The organism is Stackebrandtia soli, from assembly GCF_965137155.1.
Classification (GTDB): Bacteria; Actinomycetota; Actinomycetes; order Mycobacteriales; family Micromonosporaceae; genus Stackebrandtia; species Stackebrandtia soli.
Genome location: NZ_CBCRZX010000048.1, coordinates 19,125 through 34,678, shown reverse-complemented (window position 1 = coordinate 34,678; position 15,554 = coordinate 19,125). Strand labels below are relative to the sequence as shown.

General features: G+C 67.8%; 14 protein-coding genes and 1 pseudogene. 2 read left to right on the top strand and 13 right to left on the bottom strand.

Annotation, left to right across the window (positions count from 1 at the left end; genetic code table 11):
* Positions 1–266: 266 nt before the first annotated feature.
* From ACM9NP_RS20475 to pyrR, 6 genes and pseudogenes are all read right to left on the bottom strand, one after another.
* A pseudogene (locus ACM9NP_RS20475) lies at positions 267–1,301 on the bottom strand (quinone-dependent dihydroorotate dehydrogenase); the annotation flags it as partial.
* 2 nt (positions 1,302–1,303) lie between these two features.
* On the bottom strand, positions 1,304–4,621 hold the full coding sequence (gene carB, locus ACM9NP_RS20470) for a carbamoyl-phosphate synthase large subunit (protein ID WP_415648373.1): 3,318 nt from the start codon (positions 4,619–4,621) through the stop codon (positions 1,304–1,306).
* A complete protein-coding gene (gene carA / locus ACM9NP_RS20465; RefSeq protein WP_415648372.1) occupies positions 4,614–5,732 on the bottom strand; it encodes a glutamine-hydrolyzing carbamoyl-phosphate synthase small subunit in 1,119 nt (372 codons plus the stop codon). The genes carB and carA overlap by 8 nt, the downstream gene beginning before the upstream one ends.
* Positions 5,729–7,033: a dihydroorotase gene (locus tag ACM9NP_RS20460; RefSeq protein WP_415648371.1), complete on the bottom strand. Its 1,305-nt coding sequence runs from the start codon at positions 7,031–7,033 to the stop codon at positions 5,729–5,731. The genes carA and ACM9NP_RS20460 overlap by 4 nt, the downstream gene beginning before the upstream one ends.
* Entirely contained in the window at positions 7,030–7,959 is a 930-nt protein-coding gene (locus tag ACM9NP_RS20455; RefSeq protein WP_415648370.1) for an aspartate carbamoyltransferase catalytic subunit, read from the bottom strand. Before ACM9NP_RS20455 ends, ACM9NP_RS20460 begins: the two co-directional genes overlap by 4 nt.
* Positions 7,956–8,555: a bifunctional pyr operon transcriptional regulator/uracil phosphoribosyltransferase PyrR gene (gene pyrR / locus ACM9NP_RS20450; RefSeq protein ID WP_415648369.1), complete on the bottom strand. Its 600-nt coding sequence runs from the start codon at positions 8,553–8,555 to the stop codon at positions 7,956–7,958. The genes ACM9NP_RS20455 and pyrR overlap by 4 nt, the downstream gene beginning before the upstream one ends.
* Positions 8,556–8,820: 265 nt before the next feature.
* On the opposite strand from pyrR, the gene ACM9NP_RS20445 reads away from it, so the two are divergent.
* A complete protein-coding gene (locus ACM9NP_RS20445) occupies positions 8,821–9,330 on the top strand; it encodes a transcriptional regulator (RefSeq protein WP_415648368.1) in 510 nt (169 codons plus the stop codon).
* 143 nt (positions 9,331–9,473) lie between these two features.
* On the opposite strand, the gene ACM9NP_RS20440 is transcribed toward ACM9NP_RS20445, so the two are convergent.
* From ACM9NP_RS20440 to efp, 3 genes are read right to left on the bottom strand one after another with little or no spacing between them, the layout of a single operon-like run.
* On the bottom strand, positions 9,474–9,881 hold the full coding sequence (locus ACM9NP_RS20440; RefSeq protein ID WP_415648367.1) for a VOC family protein: 408 nt from the start codon (positions 9,879–9,881) through the stop codon (positions 9,474–9,476).
* A gap of 7 nt (positions 9,882–9,888) precedes the next feature.
* Positions 9,889–10,320 (bottom strand): transcription antitermination factor NusB, encoded by a 432-nt coding sequence (nusB, locus tag ACM9NP_RS20435; RefSeq protein ID WP_415648366.1) that lies wholly within the window; start codon positions 10,318–10,320, stop codon positions 9,889–9,891.
* 2 nt (positions 10,321–10,322) lie between these two features.
* Positions 10,323–10,880, bottom strand: a complete 558-nt coding sequence (gene efp, locus ACM9NP_RS20430; protein WP_415648365.1) for an elongation factor P — start codon at positions 10,878–10,880, stop codon at positions 10,323–10,325.
* A gap of 228 nt (positions 10,881–11,108) precedes the next feature.
* Here efp and ACM9NP_RS20425 point away from each other — a divergent pair, with 228 nt between their 5' ends.
* Positions 11,109–12,392, top strand: coding sequence for a CynX/NimT family MFS transporter (locus ACM9NP_RS20425; protein WP_415648364.1), 1,284 nt, complete (start codon positions 11,109–11,111; stop codon positions 12,390–12,392).
* Between the two features lie 74 nt (positions 12,393–12,466).
* Here ACM9NP_RS20425 and ACM9NP_RS20420 read toward each other — a convergent pair whose 3' ends face one another.
* The 4 genes from ACM9NP_RS20420 to ACM9NP_RS20405 all read right to left on the bottom strand — a co-directional run.
* A complete protein-coding gene (locus ACM9NP_RS20420) occupies positions 12,467–13,177 on the bottom strand; it encodes a nucleotidyltransferase domain-containing protein (protein WP_415648363.1) in 711 nt (236 codons plus the stop codon).
* Between the two features lie 50 nt (positions 13,178–13,227).
* A complete protein-coding gene (aroQ, locus tag ACM9NP_RS20415; RefSeq protein ID WP_415648362.1) occupies positions 13,228–13,662 on the bottom strand; it encodes a type II 3-dehydroquinate dehydratase in 435 nt (144 codons plus the stop codon).
* Positions 13,659–15,218, bottom strand: a complete 1,560-nt coding sequence (gene aroB / locus ACM9NP_RS20410) for a 3-dehydroquinate synthase (RefSeq protein ID WP_415648361.1) — start codon at positions 15,216–15,218, stop codon at positions 13,659–13,661. Before aroB ends, aroQ begins: the two co-directional genes overlap by 4 nt.
* Positions 15,215–15,554, bottom strand: a 340-nt coding sequence (locus ACM9NP_RS20405) for a chorismate synthase (RefSeq protein WP_415648360.1), incomplete at its 5' end; no start/stop codon positions are given. The genes aroB and ACM9NP_RS20405, both read right to left, overlap by 4 nt.

Sequence of the window (15,554 nt, the reverse complement as noted above, 5' to 3'; positions counted from 1 at the left end):
GACGGGGACGGTTCCGGGTACGGGGACGGCTGTTGTTGCGGTTGCGAGGACGGCGCCCTGTCCCGGTACGGGGAATCCGTGTACGGCGCCGGTTCCCCGTACGGAGACGGCGACTGGTTCCCGTAGGGGGAGGGCGACGACTCCGGGTATGGGGACGGCGAGGACTCCGGATACGGCGACGATGACAGCTGCCGACGGGGTGACGGCCCCGAGGCCGCCGACCGTCGAGGCGTCGGACGCTGCGGGCCGCTGCTTTGGGAGTGTTTGCGGGCGGCCTTGGCGGCCTTGCGGATCAACGACGGGCCTGAGTAGACGAGTCCGGTGTAGATCTGGACGAGGCTGGCGCCGGCGTCGATGAGCCTCGCCGCGTCGTCGCCGGTGGTGATGCCGCCGACGCCGATGATCGGGAAGCGCCCGTTGGTCTCCCGATGGATGAACGACACGATCGATCGGGTGATGTCGCGCAACGGTTTCCCGGACAGGCCGCCGGACTGGGCAGCGCGATCGAGGTCGGACGACGCGACGCCGTCGCGGCCGAGCGTCGTGTTGCTGGCGATGACTCCGGCGACGCCGTGCGACAGGCAGACCTCGATGGCCTGTCCGATCGCCGACTCGGTGAGGTCGGGCGCCAGTTTGACGAGGACCGGTTTGATCCGACCGCCGCGCGACTGGTGCTGGTTCTCCTCGTACAGCGCCGTCAGGAGCTCCGACAGGTGCTGCGCGTCCTGGAGGTCGCGTAGGCCCGGGGTGTTCGGCGAGGAGACGTTGACGGCGAAGTAGTCGCCGTAGGGGTACAGCGTCGAGAAGGACGCGACGTAATCGTCGATCGCCTGCTCGATCGGCGTCGTCTTCGACTTTCCGAGGCTGATGCCGATCGGAACCGCCGGACGCGGCCGACTGCCCAGCCGACGCGCCAGCGCCTGCGCGCCGTCGTTGTTGAAACCCATCCGGTTGATGAGCGCCTGCGACTCGGGCAGGCGGTACAGGCGGGGCCGGGGGTTGCCCGGTTGCGCCCGCCACGTGACCGTGCCGATCTCCATGAAGCCGAAGCCGAGCGCCGGCCACGCGTCGATCGCGACGCCGTTCTTGTCCATGCCGGCGGCGAGCCCGACCGTGTTCGGGAAGTCGATCCCGAAGACACGGGCGGGGTCGCTGACGGCGTTGACTTTGCTCATGGCGTTCAGGAGCCAGGGCTTTTGCGCCACAGAGGACAGCATGGCGAGGGTCTTCTCGTGGGCAGCCTCCGGGTCACCTCGTCCCATGCGGTAGAGAACCGGCCGGACCGTGCGTGAGTAAAGCATCGTTATTCCTGGTTGATCGCTGCATGCAACGCCTGGAGGGGTCGCACCAAAAGGTCACCACGAATCATGGCCTCTATGCCCATGACGGCTGCGGAGGCCCCCTGAATCGTGGTTATGCACGGCGTGTCGGCGACGACGGCCGCGCTGCGGATCTCGTATCCGTCGGTGCGGACCCCGGTCGATCCGGCCGGGGTGTTGATGACGAGATCGAACTCGCCGGAGGCGATGAGCTCGATCGCGTCGGGGAACGCGAGGTCGTGATTCGCGTCGCTGCGCCGCCGGACCTGCGTGAACTCGACGCCGTGGCGCCGCAGCACCTCACCGGTGCCGCGGGTGGCGTAGACGGTGAAGCCGAGGTCGACGAGGCGCTGCACGGGGAACACGATCGCGCGCTTGTCCCGGTCGGCGACCGAGACGAAGACCTTCCCCGATGTGGGGACGTGACCGTAGGTCGCGGCCTGGGCCTTGGCGAAGGCGTGGCCGAAGCTGATGTCCATGCCCATGACCTCGCCCGTCGACTTCATCTCGGGGCCGAGGACCGCGTCGATGCCGCGTCCGTCGACGGTGCGGAACCGTTTGAACGGGAGGACCGCCTCCTTGACGGCGATCGGGGCGTCGGCGGGGAGTCGACCGCCGTCACCGACGCGACGGAGCAGTCCCTCCTCACGGAGCGTCGCGATCGTCGCGCCCATCATGACGCGCGTCGCGGCCTTCGCGAGGGACACACCGGTCGCTTTCGACACGAACGGGACGGTACGGCTCGCACGCGGGTTGGCCTCCAGGACATACAGGGTGTCGTCCTTGAGCGCGTACTGGACGTTCAGGAGGCCGCGCACACCCAAACCGTGGGCGAGGGCCTCCGTGTGCGAACGGATCCGCCGCAGGGTCTGTCCCCCGAGCGTGATCGGCGGGAGCGCGCACGACGAGTCGCCACTGTGGACGCCAGCCTCCTCGATGTGCTCCATGACTCCGCCGATGTAGACCTCCTCGCCGTCGCACAGGGCGTCGACGTCGATCTCGATGGCGTCATCGAGGAAGCGGTCGACGAGGACCGGGTGCGCGGGACTGATGTCGGTCGCGCGGGTGATGTAGGACTGGAGATTCGCGTCGTCGTAGACGATCTCCATCCCGCGACCGCCCAGGACGTAGGACGGACGGACCAGCACCGGGTACCCGATGCGCGCCGCGATCGCCTTCGCCTCGACGTAGGTGCTCGCGGTGCCGTGCGCGGGTGCGGGCAGTTTCGCCTTCGCGAGGATCTTCGAGAACGCGCCACGATCCTCGGCAAGGTGAATGCTCTCCGCGTCGGTGCCGACGACCGGGAGACCCGCGTCGGTGAGCGGCTGCGCGAGTCCCAACGGGGTCTGACCGCCGAGCTGGACGACGACCCCGACGACTCCGGGCCCGCCGGCGGCCAGGCCGCTGGTGTGCTCGGCGTGGTGGACTTCGAGCACGTCCTCCAGCGTCAGCGGCTCGAAGTACAGCCGGTCCGCGGTGTCGTAGTCGGTCGAGACGGTCTCGGGGTTGCAGTTGACCATGATCGTCTCGAAGCCGGCGTCGCGCAGCGCCGAGACGGCGTGCACGCACGAGTAGTCGAACTCGATGCCCTGACCGATGCGGTTGGGACCCGAACCGAGGATCATCACCTTGGGGCGATCGCTCTGGGCGACCTCGGTCTCCTCCTCGTACGTCGAGTAGTGGTACGGGGTGTCGGCGGCGAACTCGGCGGCGCAGGTGTCGACCGTCTTGTAGACCGGACGCAGCCCGAGTCGATGCCGCAGGCGACGCACACCGTCCTCACCGGACAGTTCGGGGCGGAGCGCCGCGAGTTGCGGGTCGGAGAAACCGGACCGCTTCGCGCGCCGCAGCAGACTCTCGTCCAGCAGTGGCGCCGACTCGATCTCGAAGCGCAGGCGGCTCAGGCGCGCCAGTTCCTCGATGAACCACGGATCGATGCCGCTGACCTCGGAGACCTGCGTGATCGTCGCGCCGAGGCGCAGCGCCCGCTCGGCGGTGTACAGGCGGCCGTCGTGGCCGTGCCGCAGCGCCTCCAAGGTCTCCTCGAGGGTGACGCCCTCCGGGTCGGCCTTCGTCCACAGTCCGGGCATCGTGGTCTCGGTGGACCGCATCGCCTTCTGAAGCGCCTCACCGAAAGTCCGACCGAGGGCCATCGCCTCGCCGACCGACTTCATGGTCGTGGTCAGGGTGGCGTCGGCGCCCGGGAACTTCTCGAACGCGAATCGCGGGATCTTGACGACGACGTAGTCGAGCGTCGGCTCGAACGCGGCCGGGGTCGCCTTCGTGATGTCGTTGGGGATCTCGTCGAGGGTGTAGCCGATGGCGAGGCGGGCGGCGATCTTGGCGATCGGGAAACCGGTCGCCTTGCTCGCCAACGCGCTCGACCGCGACACCCGGGGGTTCATCTCGATGACGACGAGGCGGCCGTTCTCCGGGTTGACGGCGAACTGGATGTTGCAGCCGCCGGTGTCGACGCCGACCTCGCGCAGCACCGCGATGGCGAGGTCGCGCATCCGCTGGTACTCGCGGTCGGTGAGCGTCATCGCGGGGGCCACCGTCACCGAGTCCCCGGTGTGGACGCCCATCGGGTCGATGTTCTCGATGGAGCACACGACGACCACGTTGTCCTTGTGGTCGCGCATGAGCTCCAGCTCGTACTCCTTCCAGCCGAGCACGCTCTCCTCGATGAGGACCTCGGTCGTCGGGCTCTCGGCCAGACCGCGACCGGCGATCCGGTCGAGTTCCTCCATCGTGTGCGCCATGCCGGAACCGAGGCCGCCCATCGTGAACGACGGGCGGACGACGACGGGCAGACCGAGTTCCGCGACGGTCGCGTGCACCTCGTCCATCGTGTGGCAGACGGCGCTCTTGGGCACCTCTCCCCCGGCGCGGGCGACGACCTCCTTGAAGAGCTGCCGGTCCTCGCCGCGCTGGATCGCGTCGATGTCGGCGCCGATCAGCTCCACGCCGTACTTGTCGAGGACACCCGCTTCGTGCAACGCCACGGCGGTGTTGAGCGCGGTCTGGCCGCCGAGCGTGGCGAGGATCGCGTCGGGTCGTTCGGCGGCGATGACCTGCTCGACGAACTCCGGCGTAATTGGCTCCACATAGGTCGCGTCGGCGTACTCGGGGTCGGTCATGATCGTCGCGGGGTTGGAGTTGACGAGGCTGACCCGGATGCCCTCGCTCCGCAACACCCGGCACGCCTGCGTGCCCGAGTAGTCGAACTCGCACGCCTGGCCGATAACGATCGGCCCGGAGCCGACCACCAGGACATGCTTGATGTCATCGCGTTTAGGCATTGCTGTTCGCCCCCATCAGTTCGGTGAGCCGGTCGAAGAGGTAGTCGGCGTCATGCGGACCCGCGGCGGCCTCAGGGTGGTATTGCACGGAGAAAGCGGGGACGTCCAGGCAGCGAAGGCCTTCGACGACGTCGTCGTTGAGGCAGACGTGGCTGACCTCGGCCGGCCCGAACTCGGTGTCGAAACGCCCCTCGACGGGCGCGTCGATCGCGAAGCCGTGGTTGTGGGCGGTCACCTCGACCCGGCCGGTCTCGTTGTCGCGCACCGGTTGGTTGATGCCGCGGTGACCGTACTTCAGCTTGTACGTCGACAGGCCGAGCGCCCGCCCGAGCACCTGGTTGCCGAAGCAGATGCCGAACAGCGGGACCCTGCGGGCCAGCAGTTCGCGCGTCACCGCGACCTGGTGATCGGCGGTGGCCGGGTCACCGGGACCGTTGGACAGGAACACCGCGTCGGGACCGACGCCGAGAATGTCATCCACCGTGGACGAAGCGGGCAGCACGTGGGTGCGGATGCCGCGTTCGGCCATGCGCCGGGGAGTGTTGCGTTTGATGCCGAGGTCGATCGCGGCGACGGTGAACCGCGCGGGCCCTTCCGGTTCCACCGTGTAGGCCACGGGCGTCGTCACCTCGTCGACGAGGTTCGCGCCGCTCATCGACGGACTCGCCAGCACCCGTTCCAGGAGCGCGGGGACGTCCGTGGTCCGACTCGAGATGCCGGCGCGCATGGCGCCCCGTTCGCGCAGGTGGCGAGTGAGGGCGCGGGTGTCGATTCCGCAGATGCCCACGATGCCCTCGGCGGCCAGTTCGTCCTCGAGGCTCCGCTCGGAACGCCAGTTGGACGCGACGACCGAGGGTTCGCGGACGACGAAGCCCGCGACCCAGATCCGGGAGGACTCGTTGTCCTCGGTGTTGACGCCGGTGTTGCCGATGTGCGGCGAGGTCATCGCCACGATCTGCCGGTGGTAGGACGGGTCGGTGAGGGTCTCCTGATAACCGGTCATGCCGGTGGAGAACACGGCCTCGCCGACGGTCTCTCCGACGGAGCCGTAAGCCTCGCCTCGGAAGCTGCGGCCGTCTTCGAGAACCAGGATCGCCGGAGCGCGTCTCATATGGACTCCTTAACGAGTTTGCCGTCGAGGACGGTCGGCCGTCCGCCGAAGAAGGTGGCGCGCACGACGCCCGGGAAGGTCATCCCGTCATAGGGGGTGTTGCGGCTGGGGCCGGCCAGTTCGGAACCGTTGACGGTCCATGTCTCGTTCGGGTCGACGAGGGTCAGGTTCGCCGGGGCGCCGACGTGCGGCAGTTGGCCTTGGCCGGTCAGGCCCGCGATGGTGGCGGGAGTGATCGAGCAGCGTTCCGCGACTCCCGCCCAGTCGAGCAGGCCGGGTTCGACCATGGTCTTGATGACGATGGACAGTGCGGTTTGGAGGCCGAGCATGCCGGGGCGGGCCTGCGCCCATTCGCACTCCTTGTCCTCCACAGTGTGCGGAGCGTGGTCGGTGGCGACGACGTCGATGACCCCCTCGGCAAGGCCTTGCTGCAGCGCCAGAACATCCTCTTCGGTACGCAATGGAGGGTTCACTTTGTACACCGGGTCGTACGACTCGGCAAGTTCGTCGGTCAGCAGCAGGTGATGCGGACATACCTCGGCGGTCACGCGCCAACCCTTGCTCTTGGCCCAGCGCAGGATCTCCACACTGCCCGCAGTGGACACATGGCAGACGTGCAGGCGCGAGCCGACGTGCCCGGCGAGGAGCACGTCCCGAGCGATGATCGCCTCCTCCGCGACGGCGGGCCAACCGGCGAGGCCGAGTTTCGCCGACATCGCGCCCTCGTGCATCTGCGCGCCGACGGTGAGCATCGGCTCCTCGGCGTGCTGGGCGATGACGCCGTCGAAGGCCTTGACGTATTCCAAGGCGCGGCGCATGAGCCGGGGATCGGAGACGCAGTGACCGTCATCGGAGAAGATCCGCACCTTGGCCGCCGAGGTCGCCATCGCGCCGAGCTCGGCCAGGCGTTCCCCGGCGAGCCCGACGGTGACGGCCCCGATCGGCTGGACCTCGACGAGTCCGGCGTCCCGCCCGAGGCTCCAGACCTGTTCGACCACCCCGGCGGTGTCGGCCACCGGGTCGGTGTTGGCCATCGCGCAGACGGCGGTGTAGCCGCCCAACGCGGCGGCGCGACTGCCAGAGGCGACGGTCTCGGCGTCCTCTCGGCCGGGTTCGCGCAGGTGGGTGTGCAGGTCGACGAGGCCCGGCAGCAGCACCAGCCCGGTCGCGTCGTAGACCTCGGCGTCGCTCGCCTCGATCGACCCGACGGCGCCGAGCTCGGCGATCCGCCCGTCGCGGATGAGCACGTCCGAGGGTTCTCCGCCCAGTACGGCGGCGCCCTTGATCAGATGGTCCGTCATATTCCCGATCCCTTCTCGCCCGACAGCAGCAGGTACAGCACGGCCATCCGAACGAAAACCCCGTTGGCGACCTGTTCGACGATGACCGAGCGCGGCGAGTCTGCGACGTCCGCGGCGATCTCCATTCCCCGGATCATCGGACCGGGGTGCATGACGATCGCCTCGTCCGGCAGCGCACGCATGCGCGCCCCGTCGAGGCCGTATCGCCTGCTGTATTCACGTATCGAGGGGAAGAACGAGTCCCCCATGCGTTCACGCTGAACGCGCAGCATCATCACCACGTCGCTGGTGGCGATGGTGGCGTCCAGGTCGTAGGAGACGTCGACGGGCCAGCCGTCGATGCCGACCGGCAGGAGCGTCGGCGGCGCGACAAGGGTCACGTGCGCGCCGAATGTGGACAGTAGCGCTATGTTCGAGCGGGCGACGCGGCTGTGCAGAACGTCCCCCACGATCGCGACGCGCAGGCCGTTGACGCGTCCGAGGCGTTGCCGGATCGTGAAGGCGTCGAGCAGGGCCTGCGTGGGGTGTTCGTGGGTACCGTCGCCGGCGTTGATGACGCTGCCGTCGAGCCATTGGGTGAGCCGGTGGGCGGCGCCCGAGGAGGAGTGTCGGATCACCACGGCGTCGGCGCCCATCGCCTGGAGGGTGAGCGCGGTGTCCTTGAGGCTCTCACCCTTGCTGACGCTCGATCCCTTGGCGGAGAAGTTCACCACGTCGGCGGACAACCGCTTCGCGGCGGTCTCGAAGGACACGCGAGTGCGGGTGGAGTCCTCGTAGAACAGGTTGACGACGGTGCGGCCGCGCAGGGTGGGAAGCTTGCGAACCTCGCGACCGGTCATCGCGTCGGACATCGCCTGCGCGGTGTCGAGGATCAAGGTCGCGGTGTCGACGTCGAGGTCGGACGCGTTGAGGAGGTGCTCCATCACGACGCACCGCCCGTGAGGATCACGGCGTCAACGCCGTCGACCTCGCTCAGGTGCACGGCGACGCTCTCGGTCGTGGACGTCGGGAGGTTCTTGCCGACGTAGTCGGCACGGATCGGCAACTCGCGGTGGCCGCGGTCGACCAGCACCGCCAACTGCACCTGCGACGGGCGACCCAGATCGTAGAGGGCGTTGAGCGCGGCGCGCACGGTCCGCCCTGAATAGAGGACGTCGTCGACGAGGACGACCCTCCGGTCGTCGACGCCGCCGTCGGGCACGTCGGTCGGGCCGAGGGGTCGGGTTCCACCTCGCCGGAGGTCATCACGGTAGAGCGTGACGTCGAGGGAACCATGCGGCATGGCGAACCCCTCGAAGGCGGAGATGCGTTCGGCGAGCCGCCGCGCCAGCGGGACGCCACGGGACGGAATTCCAAGAAGGACGGTGTTCGCCCCGCCTCGGGTCTTCTCGAGAATCTGATGGGCGATGCGATCGATGACTCGCGCGATATCGGCGCCCGACAACACCTGTTTTCCAGGTCTGTCGTCGGTGGTGCCGCCGCCCGGCGGCCCGTCGGGCCTGCTGAGGGCACGACTGTCCATGCCGACCTCCTTCCCCGCCTCACTGGACGGTCCGTTAAAGAATGGCCGCGGCACATGCTACCCGCTGCGGCCGTCACACCCTGCTCGACATCGACGCAGCGTAGTGAAGTTATGTTCGCCTTTGTCCAAGTTCATCCCGATATCGTCATCACGCACGGTGAAAATTGAGAGGACCCCCACTTGCACGCCGATTCGACATCGCCTAAAGTCACGCACCGTAGCTAAAAATACGGCTACGCACACCCCCTAACCTGGAGTACATCGAATGGCTTCGTCACCCGAGTACGCGAAATTCCTCGGTAACCGCTTGCGCGACATCCGGATCCAGCAGGGTTTGTCTCTGCAAGGCGTCGAGGACAAGTCAGGCGGAAAGTGGAAGGCCGTCGTTATCGGTTCGTACGAGCGCGGTGACCGTGCGATCACCGTGGCCCGCCTGGCCGAGCTGGCCACGTTCTACCGGGTCCCCGTCGCGGAGCTCCTTCCGGATGGCGCCCCCCTCCCGGTGGAACCCGGCAGCAAGCTCACGCTCGACCTGGCCGCCCTGTACGACCACAGCTCGCCCGAGCTGGTGCACGTCGCCCGTTACGCGCGCGGCATCCAGCAGCGCCGCGGCGACTACAATGGACGCATCCTGTCCATTCGCGCCGATGACCTGTCCGCGCTCGCGATCATCTACGACACAACCCCTTCAGCGCTCCTCGAGAAGCTGTCGGAGCTGGGCGTCCTGATCGCCGACCCGGCCAAGTTCTTCGCCGACCAGAAGGACGCCGAGTAAGACCGCGGCGCCCCTGGCGACTAAACCACAGCGCCCCACATCCGAAACGGATGTGGGGCGTTCGTCATGAGACGGCGGCCGCCTCAGATCACGATCGGGCCACAAGCCCGACGGATCCGAAGCGGTCACTCACACTCGGCGACTCAACGCTTCGTGTAGAGCTCCACGGCGATGTCGTCCGGGTCCCGGAACGCGACCAGCCGACCGGAGGAACCCGAGCCGATGCCGTCATGGGCGACGCCCAGCTCGTCGAGCCGACCCACCCACGCCTCCAGATCCGCGTCGTCGACGGCGAACGCCAGGTGATCCAGGCCGGAACGACGCTCGTTGAACGAGCCCGGCACGGCTTGGTCACCGTGCCCGACCAGGATGAGCGCGACGTCGACGCCCGGCACGGCCAGCATCGCCTTGTCCAGCCCACCGCCCTGACGGCGCATCGCGACCGTCGCGCCGAAAACGCGCCCGTACCAGGCGACACTCTCATCCACATCGGACACGGAAAGGCTGACGTGGTGAATACCGGTCAGACCGACCACCGAGAATTCCTCCATCGAACGGTTACAACCGAGACACGCTCTGCAAGACGCCGTTGATGAAAGCCGGGGAATCGTCCGAGCACAACACCTCGGCGATTTTGACGGCCTCACTGATCGGCACGGCCGAATCGGTGTCCTTGTCGTACAACAACTCGTAGGTCGCGACGCGCAGAATGTTGCGGTCCACGGCCGGGATCCGATCCAAGCGCCAACCGACCAGGCAACGGTCGATCGCGTCGTCGACCTCGTCGAGGTGCTCGGCGACGCCGTTGAGCAGCGTCATCGTGTACTCCGGGATGCCCGGCATCTGCGCGTCGCTCATCGCCAGGCGCCGACGCGACTCGAGCACGTCCAGAATGGGCTGATCACGTTGTTCGGCCTCGTACAGGACGTCCACGGCGCGTTTGCGGGCTTTACGTCGGGCGGGAAACGCCGCCAGCGTCTTCTCTGACACGGCTACGCGCGACTGAGGTACTTGCCATCGCGAGTGTCGACCTTGATCTTCTCGCCGGTGGTGATGAACAGGGGGACGTTGACGTTCGCGCCGGTCTCCACCGTCGCGGGCTTCGTGCCGCCGGACGACCGGTCACCCTGAAGGCCGGGCTCGGTGTGCGTGACCTCGAGCTCCACGGACGCGGGCAGCTCGATGTACAGCGGCGTTCCCTCGTGGATACCGACCGTCGCCTCCGCCTCGACGAGCAGGTAGTTCTTCGCGTCACCGATCGTCGCGGCCGGAACCGTGATCTGGTCGAAGGTGTCGAGGTCCATGAAGACGAAGTCGTCTCCGTCCGGGTACAGGTACTGCATCGTCCGCTTGTCCACCGTGGCCGTCTCGACCTTGGTGCCGGCGTTGAAGGTCTTGTCGACGACCTTCCCCGACAACACGTTCTTCAGCGTGGTCCGAACGAAGGCTCCACCCTTACCGGGCTTCACGTGCTGAAACTTGACAACGCTCCACAGGACGCCGTCGAGGTTGAGCACCATGCCGTTCTTCAGGTCGTTCGTGCTTGCCATACGTTCGCCAATGTCCTTCGTATATGCGTGAAAAGCCGACAGGCAAGTGTACCGACCAAGCCGCGCGCACCATCACGGTGCCCGACGCCGCACATGAAGCACACCCAGCTCACACGAATATCCACAGGCACTTTCCCCATTTATGGACCCGGCACGCTAGTCTCATCACTCGTGACCCCATCCGAATAGTTCGCCACGAATACCCCAACGTATGAAGGCCCCTCCTCCATGTCTGTTCTGACTGACCAGGTGCTGCGGCTACGTCGATTCACCACCGCCGCCTGGCTCGTCGCCGCTGGTGTACTACTCGCCGCATTCAACCTGCGCACGGCTGTCACGAGCGTCGGCCCACTCCTCGACGAAATCCAAAGTGGATTGAACATGTCGGGGTGGATCGCCGGAATCCTCACGACCCTCCCGGTCATCTGTTTCGCCATACTCGGCGCCGCCATCCCCGCACTCGTGCGGTGGTGTGGCGAATTGCGACTCCTGCTCGCCGCTCTCGTCATCATGACCATCGGCACCGTCGCACGCGCCCTCGTGGACACCGTCCCGTTGTTCCTCGTGTTCAGCGGACTCGCCCTCGCCGGAGGCGCCGTCGGCAACGTCGTGATCCCCGCACTGGTCAAGGCCCACTTCCCACGCCGCATCGGTCAGATGACGACCGCCTACTCGTTCGCCATGTCGGTTGGGACGATGGCGGCGGCGGCTCTCACCATCCCAATGCGCGACGCCTTGGGCGGCAGCTGGGAAATGGCGCTCGGCATCTGGGTGATACCCGCCGTGTTCTCGATCATCCCGTGGTTCATCCTCGAACGTAACCACCACAACGTCAAGCGAAAGGTCGACGCGGTCACCCCGTTGCGGGGCCTCGGCCGCAATCGCTTCAGCTGGGAGATGATGATCTGCTTCGGCACCCAGTCGCTGATCGCCTACGTCATGTTCGGTTGGCTGCCGAAAATGATGGGAGCCAATGGTTACAGCGCCGCCGAAGCGGGCTACATGCTCGCCGTCTTCACCGCGCTCGGCATCCCCATCTCCACCGTCGTGCCGATCATCGCCGCGCGCATGAAGGATCAACGCGCGCTCCTGATGTTCATGATCGCCGGCTACGCCGTCGGGCTTCCGCTGATGTGGCTGTCGACCGTTCCCTACCTGACCTGGACGGGCATCGTCTGCGTCACGATCGGCATGGGCACCTTCCCGCTGCTGCTGACACTGTTCGGGCTGAAGACCAGGACGGCGGCGGGAACCGCCGGACTGTCCGCGTTCACGCAGAGCGGCGGCTACCTGATCGCGGGCACTGGACCGCTGCTCGTCGGCGTCCTCTACGACACGACCGACTCCTGGACGGCGCCCTACCTGCTGCTCTTCGCGGCCGTCGCCGCCCACGGCTACTTCGGTTGGCAGATCACGAAGGACCGCTACCTGGAGGACGAGCTGGGCATCACCAAGAAGGTGGTCGTCCCGAAGCAGCTCGTCGCGGCCAGCTCCGCCCCGACCACGGACTGATCGAAGCGGGTGGGAGGCGTATTTCCCACCCGCTTCGTCCACACACAGCATTCGCACCCCGCTCCGTCCACTCGTCACCCGCCGAGCGGGGGCGCGTCCTGACGGAAGCCGTCGAACAGCGGCCCGCCTGAGGCCGTCAGGACCTCCTCGGCGATCACGCACGCGGAATCCACGTCGTCTCGCGCCGCCAACCACCGGGCGGCCCACCCCGGATCGCAGTCCCTCAGCTCGCGCCACAACCACTTGCCCTCACCTCGCCAGTGACCGCGCACGTCGAGGAACAGCGTCGCGGTCGCGCGCCACAATGTCGATCCGATGACGAGACGCTCGGCCGGGTCGACGGCGCTGCGGGCGTCGTCGAGCAGATCCGTCACGCCGTAGCGCTGGCGATCGAGCTCCTCCGCCGAGAACGGACGTGGGCCCGCCGCGAGGACCTCGGCGCAATCGCGCTGCGTCGCCGCCCCCTCATCGTCGGTGTCGCGCAGAATTCGACCGGTCGCGATCATCCGATGCAGAGATGGTCGCCGCGCGGTGAGGTCTTGGTCGAGGAAGTGTCGCAGGTGGCCCTCGGTCTGCGCGAACAACTCGACGGGCCAACCGCGAAAGCGGAGGGACTCCCGGTGAGCGGTCCCGCCGTCCTGCATCAGCACGATGTCCAGGTCGGACCCGGGCGTCCGCGCGGCGGTGATGACGGATCCGGACAGGATCGCCCATCGGCATCGTGGGAAGCGCTCGCGAACGAACGCCTCCGCCGCGTCGACCGGTTCGGGACGTGCTGGAGTCATCCGACCATGATCGGACGTCGCCGAGACGTCCGCAAACGGTTAACGACGTCTCAGGAGACCCCGAGCGACGCGAGGTGCTCGATCGCGAGGCGGTATCCGTCGACTCCGCATCCCACGATGATTCCGGACGCGTGCGCCGACACGTAGGAGTGATGCCGGAACGGTTCTCGCTTGTGGACGTTCGAGATGTGGACCTCGACCAGCGGCGCCGTCAGCATCGCGCACGCGTCGCCGATGGCGACCGAGGTGTGCGTCCACGCGGCGGCGTTGAGCACAACCGGATCCCCGGCGTCGGCCGCCGCGTGCAGCCAGCCGAGCATCGTCGCCTCGTCATCGGTCTGCGCGACCTCGACGGACCGACCGACGCGCTTTCCCGCCTCGGCACACAGGCGTTCCAGGTCCGGATAGGTCGTTGACCCGTAGATCTGGGGTTCGCGCAGGCCGAGACGGCGCAGGTTGGGACCGTTGAGGACCTGGATCGTCACCGGCTGACCTCCTCGAACGCCGCCTCCAACTGAGCGAAGGTCACGTCGCTGACCAGCGTCGGCTCGCCGATCGCGTCGAGCAGTACGAAACGCATCAGATCCCCCACCGCCTTCTTGTCGAGCCGCATGACCGCGAGAAGCGGCGCGAACGCCTCCCCGTCGTACCGGGTCGGCAGGCCGAGCTTATCCAAAATGGATCGGGTGCGGTCCAGGACGTCGACCCGGCCCGTGAGACGACCGAGCGCCGCGGCGAACACCATGCCGAGCGCGACCGCGTCTCCATGCCGCACCGTGTAGTCGCGAACCCGCTCGACCGCGTGCGCGAAGGTGTGCCCGTAGTTGAGGAAGGCGCGCCGTCCGGATTCCTTGAAGTCCTCCGTGACGACGGCGGCCTTGACCGCCACGGCCCGCCGAATGAGCTCCGCCAACACGGGCGAACCAGGCTCCATGTCGGACTCGCTGGAGGCCTCGACGAGGTCGAGGATACGCGGGTCGGCGATGAAGCCGCACTTGACGATCTCGGCCAGCCCGGCGACACGGTCGCGTACCGGCTGCGATTCCAACACGGACAGATCACACAGGACCGCGCTGGGCGCGTGGAACGCGCCGACGAGGTTCTTTCCGGCGCTCGTGTTGACGCCGGTCTTCCCGCCCACGGCCGCGTCGACCATGCCGAGTAGGGACGTCGGCAGCTGGATGACACGGACCCCGCGCAGCCAGCACGCGGCGACGAACCCCGCGAGGTCGGTGACGGCGCCGCCCCCCACTCCGATCACGACGTCGGTGCGGGTGAAACCGGCCTCCCCGAGACGATCCCAGCAGGTCGCGGCGACCTCGATGGTCTTCCCCGCCTCGGCGTCCGGAATCTCGATGAGAGTGGCCGCCGCCGCGTCGCCAAGGTAGGTGGCGATGCTCGCCGCGTGCGCCGACAACGGTGCGGAGTGGATGATCGCGACACGTTTCGCTTGGGCCAGATAGTCCGTGACGAGCGCGGTCGTGTCGGGGCCGATCACGACGTCGTAGGGCTCGACCGTGCCGACGGGCACGGTCACGGCGGCGCCGAGCCATTCGGCGAGGCGACTGGTGACCTCGTCGACGTCGAGGTCGTCCGTGGCGACGATGGTGTCGGCGACCTCGCCGTACAGCGGTCGCCGCTCGTCGAGGAGGGCCTTCATCGTCGCGCGCGGATTGATCGCGAGCAGCGGGCGGCCCACCCCGAGCCCGACGCGGGACACGGCTGCGGCGAGTTCGACGGAGAGGAAGGCGACCGGCGCGTCGGCGAGGAGGCGCCTGGTCTCCGGAGACAGGACCGCCCCGCCGCCGAGGGCGAGGACGCCGGAGTGCTCGGCCAACGCGGAAGCGACGGCCTCGGCTTCGAGCGCGCGGAAGTGGCTTTCACCGTGGTCGATGAAGATCTCGGGGATCGGTTTGCCCGCCGCCGCCTCGATGTCCTGGTCGGTGTCTCGGAAGGGGACGTCGAGCAGCGCGGCGAGTCGTGCGCCGACCGTCGTCTTCCCGCTGCCGGGTGGGCCGACGAGCACGATCGTGACGGTCACCGAACGACCAGCCCGTCTCGGTAGGTGGCGAGATTGGCGGCGGTCTGAGTGACGGAGTCGCCGCCGAACTTCTCGAGGGCGGCTTCGGCGAGGACGAACGCGGTCATCGCCTCGGCGACGACGGCCGCGGCGGGTACGGCGCAGACGTCGGAGCGCTGGTTGATGGCCTCGGCGGCCTCGCCCGTGGTCACGTCGATCGTGGACAGTGGCCGGGTCAGCGAGGAGATCGGTTTCATGGCGGCGCGCACCCGCAGGGGCTCACCGGAGGTGATGCCGCCTTCGAGGCCGCCCGCTCGACCGGTCACCCGGGAGACTCCGGACGGCGTGGGCACGATC

Bases quoted from the DNA above. Each gene is read 5' to 3' on its own strand.
- ACM9NP_RS20440 (WP_415648367.1), bottom strand. From the start codon at position 9,881: ATGGAGGAATTCTCGGTGGTCGGTCTGACCGGTATTCACCACGTCAGC.
- ACM9NP_RS20445 (WP_415648368.1), top strand. From the start codon at position 8,821: ATGGCTTCGTCACCCGAGTACGCGAAATTCCTCGGTAACCGCTTGCGC.
- carB (WP_415648373.1), bottom strand. From the start codon at position 4,621: ATGCCTAAACGCGATGACATCAAGCATGTCCTGGTGGTCGGCTCCGGG.
- ACM9NP_RS20420 (WP_415648363.1), bottom strand. From the start codon at position 13,177: ATGACTCCAGCACGTCCCGAACCGGTCGACGCGGCGGAGGCGTTCGTT.
- pyrR (WP_415648369.1), bottom strand. From the start codon at position 8,555: ATGGACAGTCGTGCCCTCAGCAGGCCCGACGGGCCGCCGGGCGGCGGC.
- carA (WP_415648372.1), bottom strand. From the start codon at position 5,732: ATGAGACGCGCTCCGGCGATCCTGGTTCTCGAAGACGGCCGCAGCTTC.
- ACM9NP_RS20460 (WP_415648371.1), bottom strand. From the start codon at position 7,033: ATGACGGACCATCTGATCAAGGGCGCCGCCGTACTGGGCGGAGAACCC.
- ACM9NP_RS20425 (WP_415648364.1), top strand. From the start codon at position 11,109: ATGTCTGTTCTGACTGACCAGGTGCTGCGGCTACGTCGATTCACCACC.
- efp (WP_415648365.1), bottom strand. From the start codon at position 10,880: ATGGCAAGCACGAACGACCTGAAGAACGGCATGGTGCTCAACCTCGAC.